The organism is Microbispora catharanthi, from assembly GCF_006334915.2.
Lineage (GTDB): Bacteria > Actinomycetota > Actinomycetes > Streptosporangiales > Streptosporangiaceae > Microbispora > Microbispora catharanthi.
Map to the genome: position 1 here is coordinate 119,169 of NZ_VDMA02000022.1, position 14,630 is coordinate 133,798.

General features: G+C 70.7%; 18 protein-coding genes. 8 read left to right on the forward strand and 10 right to left on the reverse strand.

The features are described 5' to 3' along the window. Positions 1-3: 3 nt before the first annotated feature. Positions 4-876 carry a carbohydrate ABC transporter permease gene (locus tag FH610_RS33165; protein ID WP_240809340.1) on the reverse strand — a complete coding sequence of 291 codons (873 nt, stop codon included), beginning with the start codon at positions 874-876 and terminating at the stop codon, positions 4-6. 312 nt (positions 877-1,188) lie between these two features. Here FH610_RS33165 and FH610_RS33170 point away from each other — a divergent pair, with 312 nt between their 5' ends. Beyond that, positions 1,189-2,286, forward strand: coding sequence for a LacI family DNA-binding transcriptional regulator (locus tag FH610_RS33170; RefSeq protein ID WP_205826247.1), 1,098 nt, complete (start codon positions 1,189-1,191; stop codon positions 2,284-2,286). A gap of 25 nt (positions 2,287-2,311) precedes the next feature. Here FH610_RS33170 and FH610_RS33175 read toward each other — a convergent pair whose 3' ends face one another. Next, positions 2,312-3,115: a tRNA(His) guanylyltransferase Thg1 family protein gene (locus FH610_RS33175; RefSeq protein WP_139579177.1), complete on the reverse strand. Its 804-nt coding sequence runs from the start codon at positions 3,113-3,115 to the stop codon at positions 2,312-2,314. Positions 3,116-3,287: 172 nt separating this feature from the next. Next, entirely contained in the window at positions 3,288-3,953 is a 666-nt protein-coding gene (locus tag FH610_RS33180) for a TetR/AcrR family transcriptional regulator (protein ID WP_205826248.1), read from the reverse strand. Positions 3,954-4,140: 187 nt separating this feature from the next. Between FH610_RS33180 and FH610_RS33185 the strand changes: the two genes are divergently transcribed. Beyond that, positions 4,141-5,400 (forward strand): YncE family protein, encoded by a 1,260-nt coding sequence (locus tag FH610_RS33185; RefSeq protein ID WP_139579179.1) that lies wholly within the window; start codon positions 4,141-4,143, stop codon positions 5,398-5,400. A 167-nt stretch (positions 5,401-5,567) separates the two neighbouring features. Here FH610_RS33185 and FH610_RS33190 read toward each other — a convergent pair whose 3' ends face one another. Both FH610_RS33190 and FH610_RS33195 read right to left on the reverse strand, forming a co-directional pair. After that, positions 5,568-5,771 (reverse strand): ferredoxin, encoded by a 204-nt coding sequence (locus FH610_RS33190; RefSeq protein ID WP_139579222.1) that lies wholly within the window; start codon positions 5,769-5,771, stop codon positions 5,568-5,570. 40 nt (positions 5,772-5,811) lie between these two features. Then, positions 5,812-7,023, reverse strand: a complete 1,212-nt coding sequence (locus tag FH610_RS33195) for a cytochrome P450 (RefSeq protein WP_139579180.1) — start codon at positions 7,021-7,023, stop codon at positions 5,812-5,814. A gap of 267 nt (positions 7,024-7,290) precedes the next feature. Here FH610_RS33195 and FH610_RS33200 point away from each other — a divergent pair, with 267 nt between their 5' ends. Together FH610_RS33200 and FH610_RS33205 are read left to right on the forward strand one after the other, a co-directional pair. Further along, positions 7,291-7,845 (forward strand): TetR/AcrR family transcriptional regulator, encoded by a 555-nt coding sequence (locus FH610_RS33200; protein ID WP_139579181.1) that lies wholly within the window; start codon positions 7,291-7,293, stop codon positions 7,843-7,845. Between the two features lie 101 nt (positions 7,846-7,946). Further along, positions 7,947-8,576, forward strand: a complete 630-nt coding sequence (locus FH610_RS33205; protein ID WP_139579182.1) for a DedA family protein — start codon at positions 7,947-7,949, stop codon at positions 8,574-8,576. 242 nt (positions 8,577-8,818) lie between these two features. Here FH610_RS33205 and FH610_RS33210 read toward each other — a convergent pair whose 3' ends face one another. After that, complete coding sequence (locus tag FH610_RS33210; RefSeq protein ID WP_240809341.1) at positions 8,819-9,382, reverse strand: hemerythrin domain-containing protein; 564 nt, start codon at positions 9,380-9,382, stop codon at positions 8,819-8,821. 108 nt (positions 9,383-9,490) lie between these two features. On the opposite strand from FH610_RS33210, the gene FH610_RS33215 reads away from it, so the two are divergent. Beyond that, the gene (locus tag FH610_RS33215) at positions 9,491-9,910 is read left to right on the forward strand and encodes a hypothetical protein (RefSeq protein ID WP_139579184.1); all 420 of its coding nucleotides are present in this window, start codon (positions 9,491-9,493) and stop codon (positions 9,908-9,910) included. Positions 9,911-9,920: 10 nt separating this feature from the next. Here FH610_RS33215 and FH610_RS33220 read toward each other — a convergent pair whose 3' ends face one another. From FH610_RS33220 to FH610_RS33235, 4 genes are read right to left on the reverse strand one after another with little or no spacing between them, the layout of a single operon-like run. Then, positions 9,921-10,667, reverse strand: a complete 747-nt coding sequence (locus FH610_RS33220) for an SDR family NAD(P)-dependent oxidoreductase (RefSeq protein WP_139579185.1) — start codon at positions 10,665-10,667, stop codon at positions 9,921-9,923. Positions 10,668-10,696: 29 nt separating this feature from the next. Then, positions 10,697-11,380, reverse strand: coding sequence for a 3-oxoacid CoA-transferase subunit B (locus tag FH610_RS33225; protein WP_139579186.1), 684 nt, complete (start codon positions 11,378-11,380; stop codon positions 10,697-10,699). Then, positions 11,377-12,054: a 3-oxoacid CoA-transferase subunit A gene (locus tag FH610_RS33230; RefSeq protein ID WP_139579187.1), complete on the reverse strand. Its 678-nt coding sequence runs from the start codon at positions 12,052-12,054 to the stop codon at positions 11,377-11,379. The genes FH610_RS33225 and FH610_RS33230 overlap by 4 nt, the downstream gene beginning before the upstream one ends. Continuing rightward, a complete protein-coding gene (locus FH610_RS33235; protein WP_139579188.1) occupies positions 12,051-13,238 on the reverse strand; it encodes a thiolase family protein in 1,188 nt (395 codons plus the stop codon). Before FH610_RS33235 ends, FH610_RS33230 begins: the two co-directional genes overlap by 4 nt. 267 nt (positions 13,239-13,505) lie before the next feature. Here FH610_RS33235 and FH610_RS33240 point away from each other — a divergent pair, with 267 nt between their 5' ends. The 3 genes from FH610_RS33240 to FH610_RS33250 are packed head-to-tail and all read left to right on the forward strand — an operon-like array spanning position 13,506 to position 14,595. After that, positions 13,506-13,910: a hypothetical protein gene (locus FH610_RS33240; protein WP_139579189.1), complete on the forward strand. Its 405-nt coding sequence runs from the start codon at positions 13,506-13,508 to the stop codon at positions 13,908-13,910. A gap of 12 nt (positions 13,911-13,922) precedes the next feature. Further along, a complete protein-coding gene (locus tag FH610_RS33245) occupies positions 13,923-14,342 on the forward strand; it encodes a hypothetical protein (protein ID WP_139579190.1) in 420 nt (139 codons plus the stop codon). Between the two features lie 22 nt (positions 14,343-14,364). Beyond that, the gene (locus FH610_RS33250) at positions 14,365-14,595 is read left to right on the forward strand and encodes a hypothetical protein (protein ID WP_139579191.1); all 231 of its coding nucleotides are present in this window, start codon (positions 14,365-14,367) and stop codon (positions 14,593-14,595) included. Positions 14,596-14,630: the final 35 nt, after the last annotated feature.

Genomic DNA, 14,630 nt, shown 5'->3' on the forward strand with positions numbered 1-14,630 from the left:
GGCTCAGACCGCCTTCCGCATGCCGCGCAGCTGGACGAGGTAGGCGACGATCATCGTGATGATCCCCATGACGATGGCGACCGTCGCCGAGTAGTTGAACTGCTGGCCCGCGAAGGACAGCGAGTAGGCGTAGTAGTTCGGCGTGAAGTAGGTGGTGACCGAGTTCGGCGCGATCGTCTTGAGGATGCTCGGCTCGTTGAACAGCTGGAAGCTGCCGATGATCGAGAAGATCGTGGCGATCAGCAGCGCGCCGCGCAGGGCGGGCAGCTTGATCGCCCAGATGATCCGGAGCTGGCCGGCCCCGTCGAGCGCGGCGGCCTCGTACAGCGAGGGGTTCACCACCTTCAGCGCCGAGTAGAGGATCAGCATGTTGTAGCCCACGAACTCCCAGGTCACGATGTTGCCGATGGAGGCGAGGACCAGGTCGGGCGACAGCGGGTCGGGCAGCGAGAGCCCGAACGCCTCGTTGATGTTGCCGACCAGGCCGAACCTGGTGCCGTACATGAAGCCCCACATCAGCGCGGCGACGACCGCGGGCACCGCGTACGGCAGGAACACCGAGATCCGGAAGAACGCCGACCCGTACAGCCTGCCGCTGTCGATCGCGAGCGCGACCAGCAGCGCGAGGAACAACATGATCGGCACCTGGACGACCAGGAAGAGCGCGACGCGCCCGAACGCCGACCAGAACTGCGGGTCCTGCAGGACCTTGAGGTAGTTGTCGGCGCCGACGAAGGCGGTCCCGCCGATGAGCCGGGTGCGGAACAGGCTCAGGTAGATCGAGTACGCGATCGGGGCAAGGAAGACCAGCGCGAAGACCGCCATGAACGGCCCGACGAACTGCCAGCCCACCCACGACCGGCGTCTGGCGGCCAAGACCCCCCGAGCGTTCGAATACCCTTCCGAGACCACCGGCTCGCTCCTCTCCGCGGCGTGGTTACCGGCCGTGACTCTCTCGTTTACGTGGCATCACGAGCATGTTTACGTGAACATCGCGAGCGAACGAGCACGGCTCGGTTGTCGCGGAGGGTGATTTCTCGAGTCGCCGAGGTTATGTTTACGTAAACTTCTGCTGCGGTATGGTGGCACCCGTCCTACGAGAGGTCAAGGGCTCCCCACGTCACGCCCGGTCGGATCGCGGCGTACGATCTCCGGCGACGGGGACGAGCAGGCGGGAGCGACACAGGAATGGATCCGGACGGCCCGGCCCGGCAGGTCCCGGCGCCGACGGGCGGCGCGCAGCGGGGCGGCTCGGGCATCCCGGGCGGGCGCCGTAAGCAGCGGGTGTCCATGGCCGACGTGGCCAGGCTCGCGGGCGTCTCGTCCCAGACGGTCTCCAGAGTCGCCAACGGCCACCCCGGCGTCGTCGGCGCGACCCGCGAGCAGGTGCTCGCGGCGATGCGGGAGCTGGGCTACCGCCCCAACAGCGCCGCCCGGGCGCTGCGTTACGGGCAGTTCAACACGATCGGCGTGATCCTCTTCGGGCTGGCCTCGACCGGCAACAGCCGCACCGTGGAGGCGATCGCCACCCACGCCGCGGCCGAGGGCTACGCGATCACGCTGATCCCCATCGGCATCCCCACCCAGGACAACGTGCTGGGCGCCTTCACCCGGATGGGCGAGCTGGCAGTCGACGCCGTCATCGTCATCATCGAGATCCACCTGCTCGACGCGGGCACGGTGACGCTTCCTCCCGGAGTCCACGTCGTCGTCGTGGACTCCGACGCCGGAGACCGCTACAGCGTCGTCGACACCGACCAGGCCGAAGGCGCCCGGCTCGCCGTACGCCACCTCCTCGACCTGGGGCACGAGACGGTCTGGCACGTCACCGGCCCGAAGACGTCCTTCGCCGGCCAGCGCCGCGCGCAGGCGTGGCGCCTGGCCCTGGAGGAGGCGGGACGTCCTGTGCCCCCGCCGCTGCACGGCGACTGGTCGGCCGAGTCGGGCTACGCCGCCGGGCTGGCGCTCGCGGGCGAACCCGGCTGCACGGCGGTGTTCGCCTCCAACGACCAGATGGCCCTCGGCCTGCTGCGCGCCTTCCACGAGCGGGGGCGGGCGGTCCCCGCCGACATCAGCGTGGTCGGCTTCGACGACATCCCCGACGCCTCCTGCTTCGTGCCTCCGCTGACGACTGTCCACCAGGACTTCGCCGAGGTCGGCAGGCGCTGCGTCCAGGGGGTCCTGCGGCAGATCCGCGAGGGCGGCGCATCCCGGCCCGGCACCGAGCTCGTCCCCACCCGCCTTGTCGTCCGCGAGAGCACGGCGCCGCCGCCCACCCGGCCGTGAGGCGGCATCCCGGGCAGGCCGAGCGTCATCTGGCCCTCCCGGCGGTCAGCGACGGCATGGCGGGGATCACGGCGGCGAGCCATCCGGCAGGGTCCGCGGTGAAGCGCGGCGCCGCCTGCGCCTCCCACCACGACCGCGCGGCGAGGACCGTCTCCGTCTGCCCCGTCCGGCCGTCCCGGTAGGCGACCTCGCGTTGCCCGGTCTCCCGGACGACGACGCGGCCCCGCTTCGCACCGGCCTCGTAGTCGTTCCAGTTGATGCCGTGGCCGGCCCACAGCATCTCCTGCATCTGCCCGGTGGATTTGCCGTGGAGCTCCCGGTGGGAGAACTTCGCCTGGGCGGCCATGGTGATGCTGTTGCGCACGCAGTCGTTCTGCCGCCACAGGAAGTAGTTCGCGACTTCGAAAGGGTCGGCGAGGGTGAACGCGCGGGCGTCGAACATGGCACGCCGGCCGTCGGCGCCGCCGGTGACGTACGCCTCGTCGAACGTGATCGTCGCGATGCTCGCGGCCACGCTGACGATCTTTTGCGTCACGCCGCCGAACCACGGCTGCGAGGACGGGGTGGCGAAGTCGGTCATGAGGACGCTGCACTCGTCCGACTGGACGTACGCGAACACGCTGCCGGTGATCTCCTCGCACAACGCCCTGCCGACCTCGTTCATGGCGTCCATGACGGCGCGGTCGAACGGCCGCCGGGCGTCGCGGAGGAAGGTGTGGAACGCCCGCCCGTCCACGCGGAGGATCGTGTACGCCCGGCGCGGCAGCACACTCCTGGTTACGTACTCGTACGCCTTCATGCGGTCGCCGAGCGCGGTCCTGTCGCTCATGCCGGTCTCTCCTTGGCCTCCGCCGCCTGGCCGGTCCCGGGGTGGGGTGGGTGATGCAGGATCTCACGCCACGGGGGAGGGGCCGCCACCGCTTATCGCCACCGAGGACGGAGGCCGGCATCCTCAAGGGCCGGTGGGTCAGGAGGCGGGGCGGGCCTCGCCGTCGGCCGGTTCAGCCGTCTACCTCTTCATCTTCATCGGGGACCTGGAGCCTGCCCAGGAGCATGAGCAGGAGCTCGTCCACGATCTGGTCGCGGGTGGCGTCGACCCAGCCGACGGCCCAGTCGTGCATGAGCCCGTTGATCGCTCCGATGAACGCGGCGGCCGTGACGCGGAAGTCGCGCGGGGGAATCTCGCCGCGGCCGGCGGCGTCGTCCAGCTGCTCGCACAGGAAGTCGATCCATCGGGCGCGGCGGTCCAGGCGCTGGCGGTCGAGCCGGGGACTGACGCCGATGATCTCCACGAACGCGATGCGGGTGTGGCGGGGGTCGGCGGTGGCCCCGGCGGCGTACGCGCGGAACAGCCGGGTGCAGCGGTCGATGGGCTCCAGGTGCCGCACCTGGGGCAGGACGTCGAGGACGGCCTGCTGGGCGGCGTCGTTGACGTACAGGTGCAGCTCGGCCAGCAGGTCCTCCAGGGTGTGGAACTCCTCGTAGAACTGGCGGCTGGACAGGCCCGCGGCCCGGCACACGTCCGTGATCCGGGTGGCCCGGTAGCCGGGGCCGGCGCCGAACAGGTCGAGGCCCGCCTTCAAGAAGCGCCCGCGGCGCTCGGCCTGCCGTTCTGCCGCCGACCTGCCGCCGTACCGGCCCGCCGCCGGGGTGATCCTGCCCGCCACCGCGTCCTCCGCATCCGTGATGCATGAATTTTGGGCCTTGTCGCGCGCGTCAGACGTGCCTACCATCCAGTAACAAGTCTGAATATCAAGATGTTCAGACTTGCGCGGTCCGCGGGCGAAGGCGTGCGGACCGCTCGGCCGGCCATGCTCGCTCTCCGCCCACCTCCCACCCCCCCGGAGGAAGAACATGCACGCTTCGGCCCTCGCACGCCTGCGCAGATCCCTGCTCGCCGCCGCCGTGGCGGTCGCCGGCGCCGTCGTCTGCGGCGTTCCCGCCGGTCCCGCGAGCGCCGCCGACGGACTGCGCGAGGTGATGTTCGTCGGCAACAACTGGGACGGCACCGCGGACGTCATCGAGTCGAGCGGGAGCTTCGCCAGGATCGGCCGGATCAACGTCATCCCCGACAAGGCCCGGCGGCTGGCCGAGATCTACCTCAACCCCATCAAGCTGGCCTTCTTCCTGGGCATCCGGCAGGGGCCCGGCGAAGGGCACGACCAGTTCGTCGACGACATGTACGCCACCCCGGACGGCACGGCCATGGTTGTCTCCCGCCCGAGCTTCGCCGACGTGGTGTCGATCGACCTGGCCACCGGGGCTCTCAGATGGCGGTTCCCCGTCTCCGGCTTCCGCGCCGACCACATGGCCGTGTCGCCCGACGGCACCCGGGTCGCGGTGTCGGCCTCCACCTCCAACACCGTGCACGTCCTGGACATCAACACCGGCAGGCAGCTCGGCTCGTTCGGCACGGGGGACAAGCCGCACGAGAACATCTTCACGGGCGGCGGCAAATACATCTGGAACATGTCGATCGGCGAGGTGAACAACGACTTCGACAGCCCGTCGCAGGACTGGCTGAAGGGCGACCGCCACATCACGATCGCGGACGCCTCGACGTACAAGGTCGTCAGGACCATCGACATGCGCGACCGGCTGAACGCCTTCGGCCGCGGTGACCTGTCGGACGCGGTGCGGCCCGCCGTCTTCACCCCCGACGAGTCGAAGCTGTACTTCCAGGTCTCGTTCTTCAACGGCTTCGCCGAGTACGACACGGCCACCGACAAGATCACGCGGATCAAGACCCTGCCGAAGAACCCGGCCACCAGCGAGGACCGCACCACCTGGGTGAACGACTCCCGGCACCACGGGCTGTCGATCAACCCCGCCGGCGACAGGCTCTGCGTCGCCGCGACGATGGACGACTACGCCACCGTCGTCGACCGGGCCACGCTGCAGGAGGGCCCGCTGGTGAGCGCGTCCAAGCCCTACTGGGCCACCGTCAGCGGCGACGGGCGGGCCTGCGTCATCTCCGAGAGCGGCGCCGACCGGGTCACCGCCATCGACTTCGCGACCGGGCAGAAGATCACCTCGGTGCCGGTCGGCGACCACCCGCAACGTGTCCGCATCGCCCGCATCCCGGCCGGTTGGACTCCTCCGGCCGTCGGCTGAACCCCCGGGAGTGCCGGGACGGGCCGCCCCGTCCCGGCATCACCGGACGCGCTCGCCCGGCCTTCGGATTCGTATCCGCTCGTCAGCCGGACGGCGACCACGACGGCCACCACGAGCGCGATCGCGTGGAGATGCGGGCACGCTCCCCGGGGGAGCTCCGTGGAGACTCAGGCGTCGTCGCCCTCCAGTTGAATGGCCGCGGCAGGGCAGACGGCGGCGGCCTCGCGGACCGCGGTGTGCTGGTCCTCGGCGGGCTCGGGCTCCAGCAGCACGACGATGCCGTCCTCGTCGCGCTGGTCGAACACCTCCGGTGCGATCAGCACGCACTGCCCGGCGCCGCAGCACTTCGCCTCGTCGACGATGACCTTCATGTCCATGTCCTCCTTGCCGATCGAGCCTTGTCTCCAGGGGTCACCAGCGGACCGGGACCTCGCGCAGGCCGCCGACGGCCAGCCCCTCCACGCGTTCCAGCTCCTCCACCGGCACGGCCAGCTCCAGCGTCGGCAGCCTGCGCAGCAGCACCTCCAGGACGACCTGCAGCTCGGTGCGGGCCAGCGCCTGCCCCAGGCAGGAGTGGGCGCCGGAGCCGAAGGCCAGGTGGGGGTTCGGGCTGCGGGTCAGGTCCATCTCGCCGGCGTTCTCGAACGCGGTCTCGTCGCGGTTGGCGGCGGCCATGCTGCACACCACGGTCGTGCCGCGGGGCAGGACCGCCCCGCTGACCTCGGTCTCCGCGTTGAGGTAGCGGGGCAGGCCGAAGCCGGAGTTGGCGTCGAAGCGCAGCGACTCCTCCACCGTGGTGCGGATCAGCGACGGGTCGGCCAGCAGCCGCTCCCACCGGGAGCGGTCGGCCAGCAACATGGAGACCAGCTTGCCGATCATGTTGGCGGTGGTCTCGTGCCCGGCGACCAGCAGCGCCATGCCGGTGACCAGGATCTGGATGTCGGACAGCCCGCCGTCTTCCGGGCCGCCGGCCGTGATCAGCTCGCTCAGCAGGTCGTCGCCGGGGTCGGCACGCTTGCCGGCGACGAGGTCGGACATGTACTGGAAGAACTCGGCCTGGGCGGCCTCGATCTCGGCCTTGCCGTAGCGGGTGAGGTTGAGCAGCGTGTCGGACCAGTAGGAGAACCGGTCCCGGTCGGCGGCGGGCACTCCGAGCATGTCGCAGATCACGTAGACCGGCAGGGGAAAGCCGAGGCCGGCCCTGAGGTCGCCCGGGGCGCCGCGCTTGACCATGTCGTCGATGAGATCCTCGGCGATCCGGATCATGGCCGGCCGCATGGCGTTCATGCGCTTGGCGGTGAACCACTTGCCGACCAGGCGCCGCCACCGCTGGTGCTCCTCGCCGCTGTCGGGGATGATCGTCGCCATCTCGCTGCTGAACACCCCGCCGCCGTCCGCCGACAGCCGGGCCGCGTCCGGCGCGTTGAGCTGGCGGGTGAAGCGCGGGTCGGCCAGCACCTGCTTGACGTCCTCGTAGCGGGTCAGCAGCGTCGCCCGGTCGCCGCTGGGCAGCGTGACGTGGGCCACCGGGCATCGGGCACGCAACTCGGCCCACTCCGCGGGCGGGTCCAGCGCCGCGTCGTTCGGGATCGGGTAGCTCAGAACCTGCTCGTCGACACTCATTCGGCATCTCCTCTTATAGATGGTCGGTCGCCGTGCACCCTCAGATTCGGGAGGACGGCAGATCGGAAGGACGGCGCCCATCACGTATGCCCGGATTGGTGTGAAGGCCGGTCGTGCCGGTGCCCGTCTGCATGCAAACTCCCGGGCGTCTCGGGGCGGAGATTTCAGGGCGGCGGGCGGTCGTACGGCGGATGCGGCTCGTCGCCGACGATCACAACCCGCTTCACGACTGCCCCAGCGTGTTCATCGCGTTCCCTCCGACAGCCGGTGAGACCGGCGACGGGGACGAACAGGGGACCCAGCGCCGCGGCGGGCAACCGGGCGGCGCTGATCGCCGCGGCCCGGGAGGTGTTCGCCGCCGCCGGGTACGACGCGCCGCTCAGCGCGGTCGCCCGCGCCGCAGGGGTCGGCCAGGGCAGCCTCTACCGGCACTTCCCCGACCGCACCAGCCTCGCCCTGGCCGTGTTCGAGGACGGCGTCGCCGAGCTGGAGGCGCTGGCCGCCGAGCCCGGTGCGACGCTCGACGACCTGCTGACCCTGATCACGGAGCAGACCATCGCCTCGACCGCGTTCATCGAGATGGTCAGCGCGTACGGCGACGACCTGCGGATCATCGCCGTACGCGACCGCGTGGCCAAGGTGCTCGACGGCAAGCTCGCCGAGGCCCGGCGCGTGGGGCACGTCCGTGCGGACCTCGCCACCGAGGACCTGATCCTGGCCGTCGGCATGTTCGCCGCGGTCCTCACCATGAGACCGGCGCCGGCCCGGCGCGTCGCCGCCGCACGGGCGTGGGCCCTGCTGCGCAAGGGCATGGACGCCTGACCGGGCGGTCCGGCGAGAACCGAGCGAACCACACTCGGCCGCGCGGCGCGCGTAAGCGCATCTCCTCGGGACACGACAACGGGGAGGCGCATGGAGGACGGGTGGACTCGATCATCAACTGGCTCTGGGGCCTGTCGGGCGCGGTGCTCTACGCGGTCGTGGCGGCGCTGGTCTTCGCCGAGGACGCGCTGTTCGTGGGGTTCGTCGTGCCGGGGGAGACGGCCGCCGTGCTGGGCGGCGTGCTCGCCGGCCAGGGCAGGCTGTCGGTGTACTGGCTGGGGCTCGTGGTGACGCTTGCCGCGATAGCCGGCGACAGCGCGGGCTACTTCATCGGCCGCCGCCTCGGCCCCGGTGTCCTCGACGTACGGGTTCTGCGCCACCGCCGCGACCGCGTGGAGAGGGCCCAGGCGCTGATCCGCCGGTGGGGCCCTCAGGCGGTGTTCTTCGCTCGGTTCGCCGCGTTCCTCCGCGCCATGATGCCGACTCTGGCCGGGGTCTCGCGCATGAGCTACCGGCGGTTCTTCCTGTTCAACGTCCTCGGCGGGGTGCTCTGGGGAGTCGGTTACACCCTTCTGGGCTTCTTCGCAGGGGCGGCGTACGAGCAGGTGCGGTCGGCCGTCGGCGGTGTGGTCGCGGCCGTTCTCGCCGCGGTCGTCGTGACCGCCCTGGTCCTGTGGCGCGTCCGGCGGCACCGCAGAGGTCACTGCGGGCACGGGAACTCCGGCCGCTGAGCCCCTGGCCGGGGAACCTACGAGCGGCGGTGCGGCTGCGGGACTCCGCCGCCTCGAGCGCGTCTAGCAGGTGAGGCGGTAGGCGCCCACCACGCCGCCGGGCCGTCAAACAGGTGCGACGGCACGTGCGGGCCTGTCCGGCGGACGGGCCCGCACGTGCCGCGGATCCCGGCTCCCTCGGCTCAGCCCGGAGCGGTCTCATGGCCGAGCCGCTCTCGTGCCGGACCGAGTTGGGCGGGGGGTCAGTCCTTGTTCGACTGCCGCCAGTCCCGTACGGCGTCGCGGATCTTGTCGAACACGGCCACCGGCGGGCCGAGCAGCATGTTCGCGGTCGCGGACTCCCCGGCGCCCGGGTGGGGCCTGGTGGGCGAGATCGCCTCGGCGGCCCGGACCGCGCCGGCCATCCGGCGCAACCGCTCCGGGGACGTCTCCTGACGCAGCCGGAGGAACTCCTCCTGCTCCTCGTGCGTGGCGTGGTCGACGACCGCCTTCTCCAGGGCGGCGAGCCGGGTGTCGAACTCGGGGTGGTCGACGCCGAGGTCGTACAGGTCGGACAGGGCGTGCTTCGCCTCGTCCTCCTCGTGCAGCCGGGCCTCGACGACCTCGGCTCCCGCCTTCGACCGCGCGGCCGGGTGTACGACCTGCTCCTCGGCGGCCTCGTGCACCGCCAGCAGCCGTACGAGGTCGTTGAACAACTCACGCTTGCGCTCGCCCCGCGCGGCGGCGACCTCCGCGAACATGGTCTTGATCTGGTTGTGCTGCGCCAGCAGCAGGTCGATGACGTCCCGTTCTGTAGCAGTGGTCACTTTCGTCACCTTTCGACTCGGAGACTTCGACCGCCTGCCCGGCATCGGCTGCCCTACACCCGGACGTTCTCGTTGAGCCGAAGGGCGCCGTGATCCGTCATAGAGAGCATGAGGATTTCGCGTATCGCACTGCTGCCGCTGGCGGCCCTGTCCGTGCTGGCCGTCACCGCTCCCGCCGAGGCGGCCACGGCGCACAGGAAGCTGCTGGTGGAGTTGCGGGAGGAGGGCGGATTCGCCGGGCTGCACAACCGGGTGGCCGTCTACACGGACGGCTGCGCCGTGCTGAGCCGTCGCACCGGACCCACGGTCCGCAAATGCCTGACCGCCGCGGAGTGGCGCGGCCTGCGCGGCTCGCTGAAGCACCTGCGGCTCGGGCGCTCCGAGTCCCAGCCGCCGGGGGCCGACTTCATCGCCTACCGGCTGGCCTACAAGGGGCACCGGGCGACCCGGTACACCCTGCCACCGACCTGGCAACCGGTCGTGGGCAGGCTGGAGAAGGTCCTGGTCAAATACTGGGCGCCCAACTGACCATCTCGGCTCAGCTGCGCAGGTAGGAGGCGCCGTTCAGGTCGACGATCGTGCCGCTGGCCCACTCGGCGTCCGGTGACGCCAGGTAAAGGACAGCGGCCGCGATCTCCTCGGGCCTCGCCACTCTTCCGAACGGGCTCTGGGCGCGGATCTCGTCACCGCGTGGCGCCTTGAGATGCTCGTTGGTCATGTCGGTCTCGACGAAGCCGGGCGCCACGGTCGCCACAGCGATGCCGAGGGGCGCCAGGGCGATGGCGAGCGACTGGCCCAGCGCGTTCAGGCCCGCCTTGCTGGCCCCGTAGGCGGGACTGTCCGGTTCCCCGCGGAAGGCGCCGCGCGACGAGACGTTGACGATCCTGCTGCCTGGAGCCATGTGCCGTACGGCGTTCCAGATGACGTTGGCCGGTCCGACGAGATTGACGGCCAGCGTCTCGCGCCACACCGTCTGCCACTCCTCGTATGAGGTCTCCGTGATCGGATGGTGCACGAAGACCCCGGCGTTGTTGACCAGCACGTCAATGCCCCCGAGTGCGGCCGCGGCCTCCTCGACCATGCGCCGCGCCTCGGCGGGATCGGCGACGTCGGCCTGGACGACGGCGTGGCCCTCTCCCGGCATTTCGGCACGGACCCGTTCGGCCAGGTCGGGGGAGCCGCGGTGATGGATCGCGACGCGGTCGCCGGCGGCGGCGAAGGCCACCGCGATCGCCCGTCCGATCCCGCGCGACGCGCCGGTAACGAGGACTGCTCGCTCACTCACAGGGGGAGACTATCGCCCCTTTCGTCCGGTCACGGCTCCTGGCCGAGGGTGCGTACGGCGACCTCCAGCCGGGAGGCGAGCTCGGCCACGCCGGTGCCGTACGTCTCGACCACGGTGACGCCCCCGCGGTCGATGTGGAAGACGGCCAGGTCGGTGTAGAGGCGGCTCACGCAGGCCAGCCCCGTGAGCGGGTAGGTGCATTCGGGGACGAGCTTGGGCGTGCCGTCCTTGGTGAACAGCGTCATCATGACGAACACCTGCTTGGCGCCGGTGGCCAGGTCCATGGCGCCGCCGACGGCGGGGATGGCGTCGGGAGCGCCGGTGTGCCAGTTGGCCAGGTCGCCGCGTTCGGAGACCTGGAAGGCGCCGAGCACGCACACGTCGAGGTGGCCGCCGCGCATCATCGCGAAGGAGTCGGCGTGGTGGAAGTAGGAGGCGCCCGGCAGTTCGGTGACGGGCATCTTGCCGGCGTTGGTCAGATCAGGGTCGATCTCGTCGCCGTGGGCGGCGGGCCCCATGCCGAGCATGCCGTTCTCGGTGTGCAGGACGACCCCGGAGCCGGCCGGGAGGTGGTCGGCGACCGTCGTCGGCTGGCCGATGCCGAGGTTCACGAAGGCGCCGGGCGGGATGTCCCGGGCGACGAGGGCGGCGAGTTCGTCGCGGCCGAGCGGGCCGCGGCCGAGGTGTTCGACGGTCTTCACAGTGGTTTTCACGACGTCGCCTCCGTCGCGCTCAGGTCCAGGATCCGGTCGACGTAGATGCAGGGGGTGACCACGGCCTCGGGGTCCAGTTCGCCGGTCTCGACGACGTGGTGCACCTGCGCGATCGTCAGCGTCGCGGCGGTCGCCATGACGGGCCCGAAGTTGCGCGCGGTCTTGCGGTAGACGAGGTTGCCCATCCGATCGCCGACGTGGGCGCTGATGAGGGCGACGTCGCCCTTGATCGGGTATTCCAGCACGTGGTCGCGGCCGTCGATGGTGCGCGTCTCCTTGCCCTCGGCCAGCGGCGTGCCGACCCCGGTGGGGCAGTAGAAGGCGCCGATGCCGGCCCCGGCCGCGCGCATGCGCTCGGCCAGGGTGCCCTGCGGGACGACCTCCAGCTCGATCTTCCCCGCACGGTAGAGGCCGTCGAAGACCCACGAGTCGCTCTGGCGGGGGAACGAGCAGATCATCTTGCGTACCCGCCCGGCGGCGAGCAGCGCCGCCAGGCCGGTGTCGCCGTTGCCCGCGTTGTTGCTGACCACCGTCAGGTCGGTCGCGCCCTGCCGGATCAGCGCGTCGATGAGCCGTACGGGCATGCCGGCCATGCCGAAGCCGCCGATCAGGACGGTGGAGCCGTCCGTGACGCCCGCGACCGCCTCGCCGGGGTCGGTGAACACGGCGGTCATGATGCGCTCACGTTCTCGAGCACGACGGCCAGCCCCTGGCCGACGCCGATGCATATCGCGGCCACGCCCCACCGCTCGCGACGTTCGCGCAGCACGTGGGCGAGCGTGCCGAGGACGCGGCCGCCGGAGGCGCCCAGGGGATGGCCGATGGCGATGGCGCCGCCCCTGGTGTTGACGATCGCGGGATCGACCTTCCAGGCGTCCAGGCACACCAGCGACTGCACGGCGAACGCCTCGTTCAGCTCGACGGCGCCGACGTCGTCCCAGCCGATGCCGGCCCTGCGTAGCGCCTGGTTGGCGGCCTCGACCGGCGCGTAGCCGAACATCTGGGGTTCGAGCGCGCAGGCCCCGCGACCGGCGACACGGGCGATCGGGTCGGCGCCGATCCGGTCCGCGGCGGCCTGCGAGCCGAGCACGACCGCGGAGGCGCCGTCGTTCAGCGGGGAGGCGTTGCCGGCCGTGATGGTGCCGTCGGGGCGGAAGGCCGGTTTCAGCCCGGCGAGGATCTCCGGCGTCGAGCCGGGCCTGATGCCCTCGTCCCGGGCCAGGCCCGCGCCTTCGACCGGGACGACCAGGTCGTCGTAGAAGCCGTCGTTCCAGGCCGCGTCGGCCAGCACGTGGGACCGCGCGGCGAAGGCGTCCTGCCGCTCGCGCGAGACGCCGAACCTCTCGCCGAGCTGCTCGTTGGCCTCGCCGAGGGAGACCGTCCACTCCTTCGGCATGCGCGGGTTCACCAGCCGCCAGCCGAGGGTGGTGGAGACCGCGGTCACGTCGCCGGCGGGAAAGGCCCGGGAGGGCTTGGGCAGCACCCAGGGGGCCCGCGTCATCGACTCCACGCCACCGATGACGACGACGTCGGCGTCGCCGCTCTCGACGGTCCGCGAGCCGATCATGGCGGCGTCCAGGCTCGACCCGCACAGCCGGTTCACCGTGGCGGCCGGCACGGTCACCGGCAGCCCGGCCAGCAGCACGGCCATCCGGCCCACGTTGCGGTTGTCCTCACCCGCGCCGTTGGCGTTGCCCCACACCACGTCGCCGATCTCCGCCGGGTCCAGCCGCGGGAGCTTTGCCAGGACGCCGCGCAACGCGGTGGCCGCCAGGTCGTCCGGGCGGACGCCCGCGAGCGCGCCGTTGAACCTGCCGAACGGCGTACGCGCCGCGGCGTAGACGAAGGCCGAGCCCATGACGTTCCCTTCTTGTTCGCTATGCGAACGTCGGTTCATTTTGCGAACATGACGAGCATAGTCCATGCCGTCGACGCGCGGCCGGTGCGTCCGCGGCCGGACCGGCGGCGGTCAGGGCTCCGGACAGTGCGGACGCCCCGGGAAGTTCGCCGTGGGCGCGGCCGTCGCCCTGACCGTGCTGATCGCGCAGCGTCGATCGCCCAGCCCGCCGATGCCGCGACGACCTACAGCAGTCCGTGTCAGGGGATCCGCGATTGCCTGGGAGAGATGCAGAGCGACGAGCGATGGATGATCGAGACCCCTGTGAAGAACTGGAACCGGGTGGCCTACCAGTTCAAGCACCTGAAGAAGAGCGAGAAGAGGGTGCGCGCCCACGAGTACCCGCGCCTGACCATGTGGATCAATGATCCGAACAGCAAAGCTGCGGCTGCGGACCGGCTGCTGGAGAGCGAGGTCACCTCGGCGGCCTTCCGCCAGGCCTACCGGCACCGCCTGGGCAGGGACGAGACCGCGCGCGACGCCTTCGATCAGGCGCGGCCCCGGCATGCGGCAAGAGAGGAGGCAATGGGCGCCGGGGTGTGCCTGCTCGGGATGTTCGTAACCATCACCGTGCTCGACGCCACGAACCTGCCACAGGCCGTAGCCGCGACCGCAGGCGGACCTTGGACATGACACCATGACGGGGTGATCTCCGCTGACGAGCTCGTCGGCCGGCGGCTTGAGCAGGTGACGCTGTCGTTGCACGCGCACTCGATCGCTGACGAGCCCTCGCTGGTGCACATGTGGCTTCACATGGGCGGCCTGGGCCCCGTCCGCTTCCATACAGCGCCGGACGACTCGATCGAACTGGCCCTTGATCAACCATACGGTGACTACGACATGGACGAGTACGGCCGGGTCGTCGTCGCTCCCGCCCCGTCGGCCTTCCTGATGAGCGGTTTCCTTGGCCAATCAATCCGAGTGGTGAGGCACATCGTGGATCGACACCTCGATGCGGAAATCGGACTTCTGCTGGAGTTCGATCGCGGCCGGGTGCGCGTCCTCAACCTTGCGGACGAGTTGGTCGTCACCGATGCTCTGCCGGACGGAGTCAGCGCCCGCTGACACAGCGATCGCAATAACGGCCGTGGAGGCGAAGGACAACCTGCAGCGCATGCTGGTGAGCATCCCGCTCACTGACAATGAGCGCGGCGCAGTGGAGGACGGCAAGATGGCTTTCGATCAGCTCCTTCAGCGCCTCGCGGACGTCGCCACTCCCGCCGGCCCAACCGCCCGTGAGCTCCGCGCCGTGCCTGGCAGATCGCTGCTGCTGATCGTCACATCATTCCCTGGACGACCCGATCGAAAGTCCTGCTAACATGCGCCCCACCCTCTACACCCTTGACAGCCCAG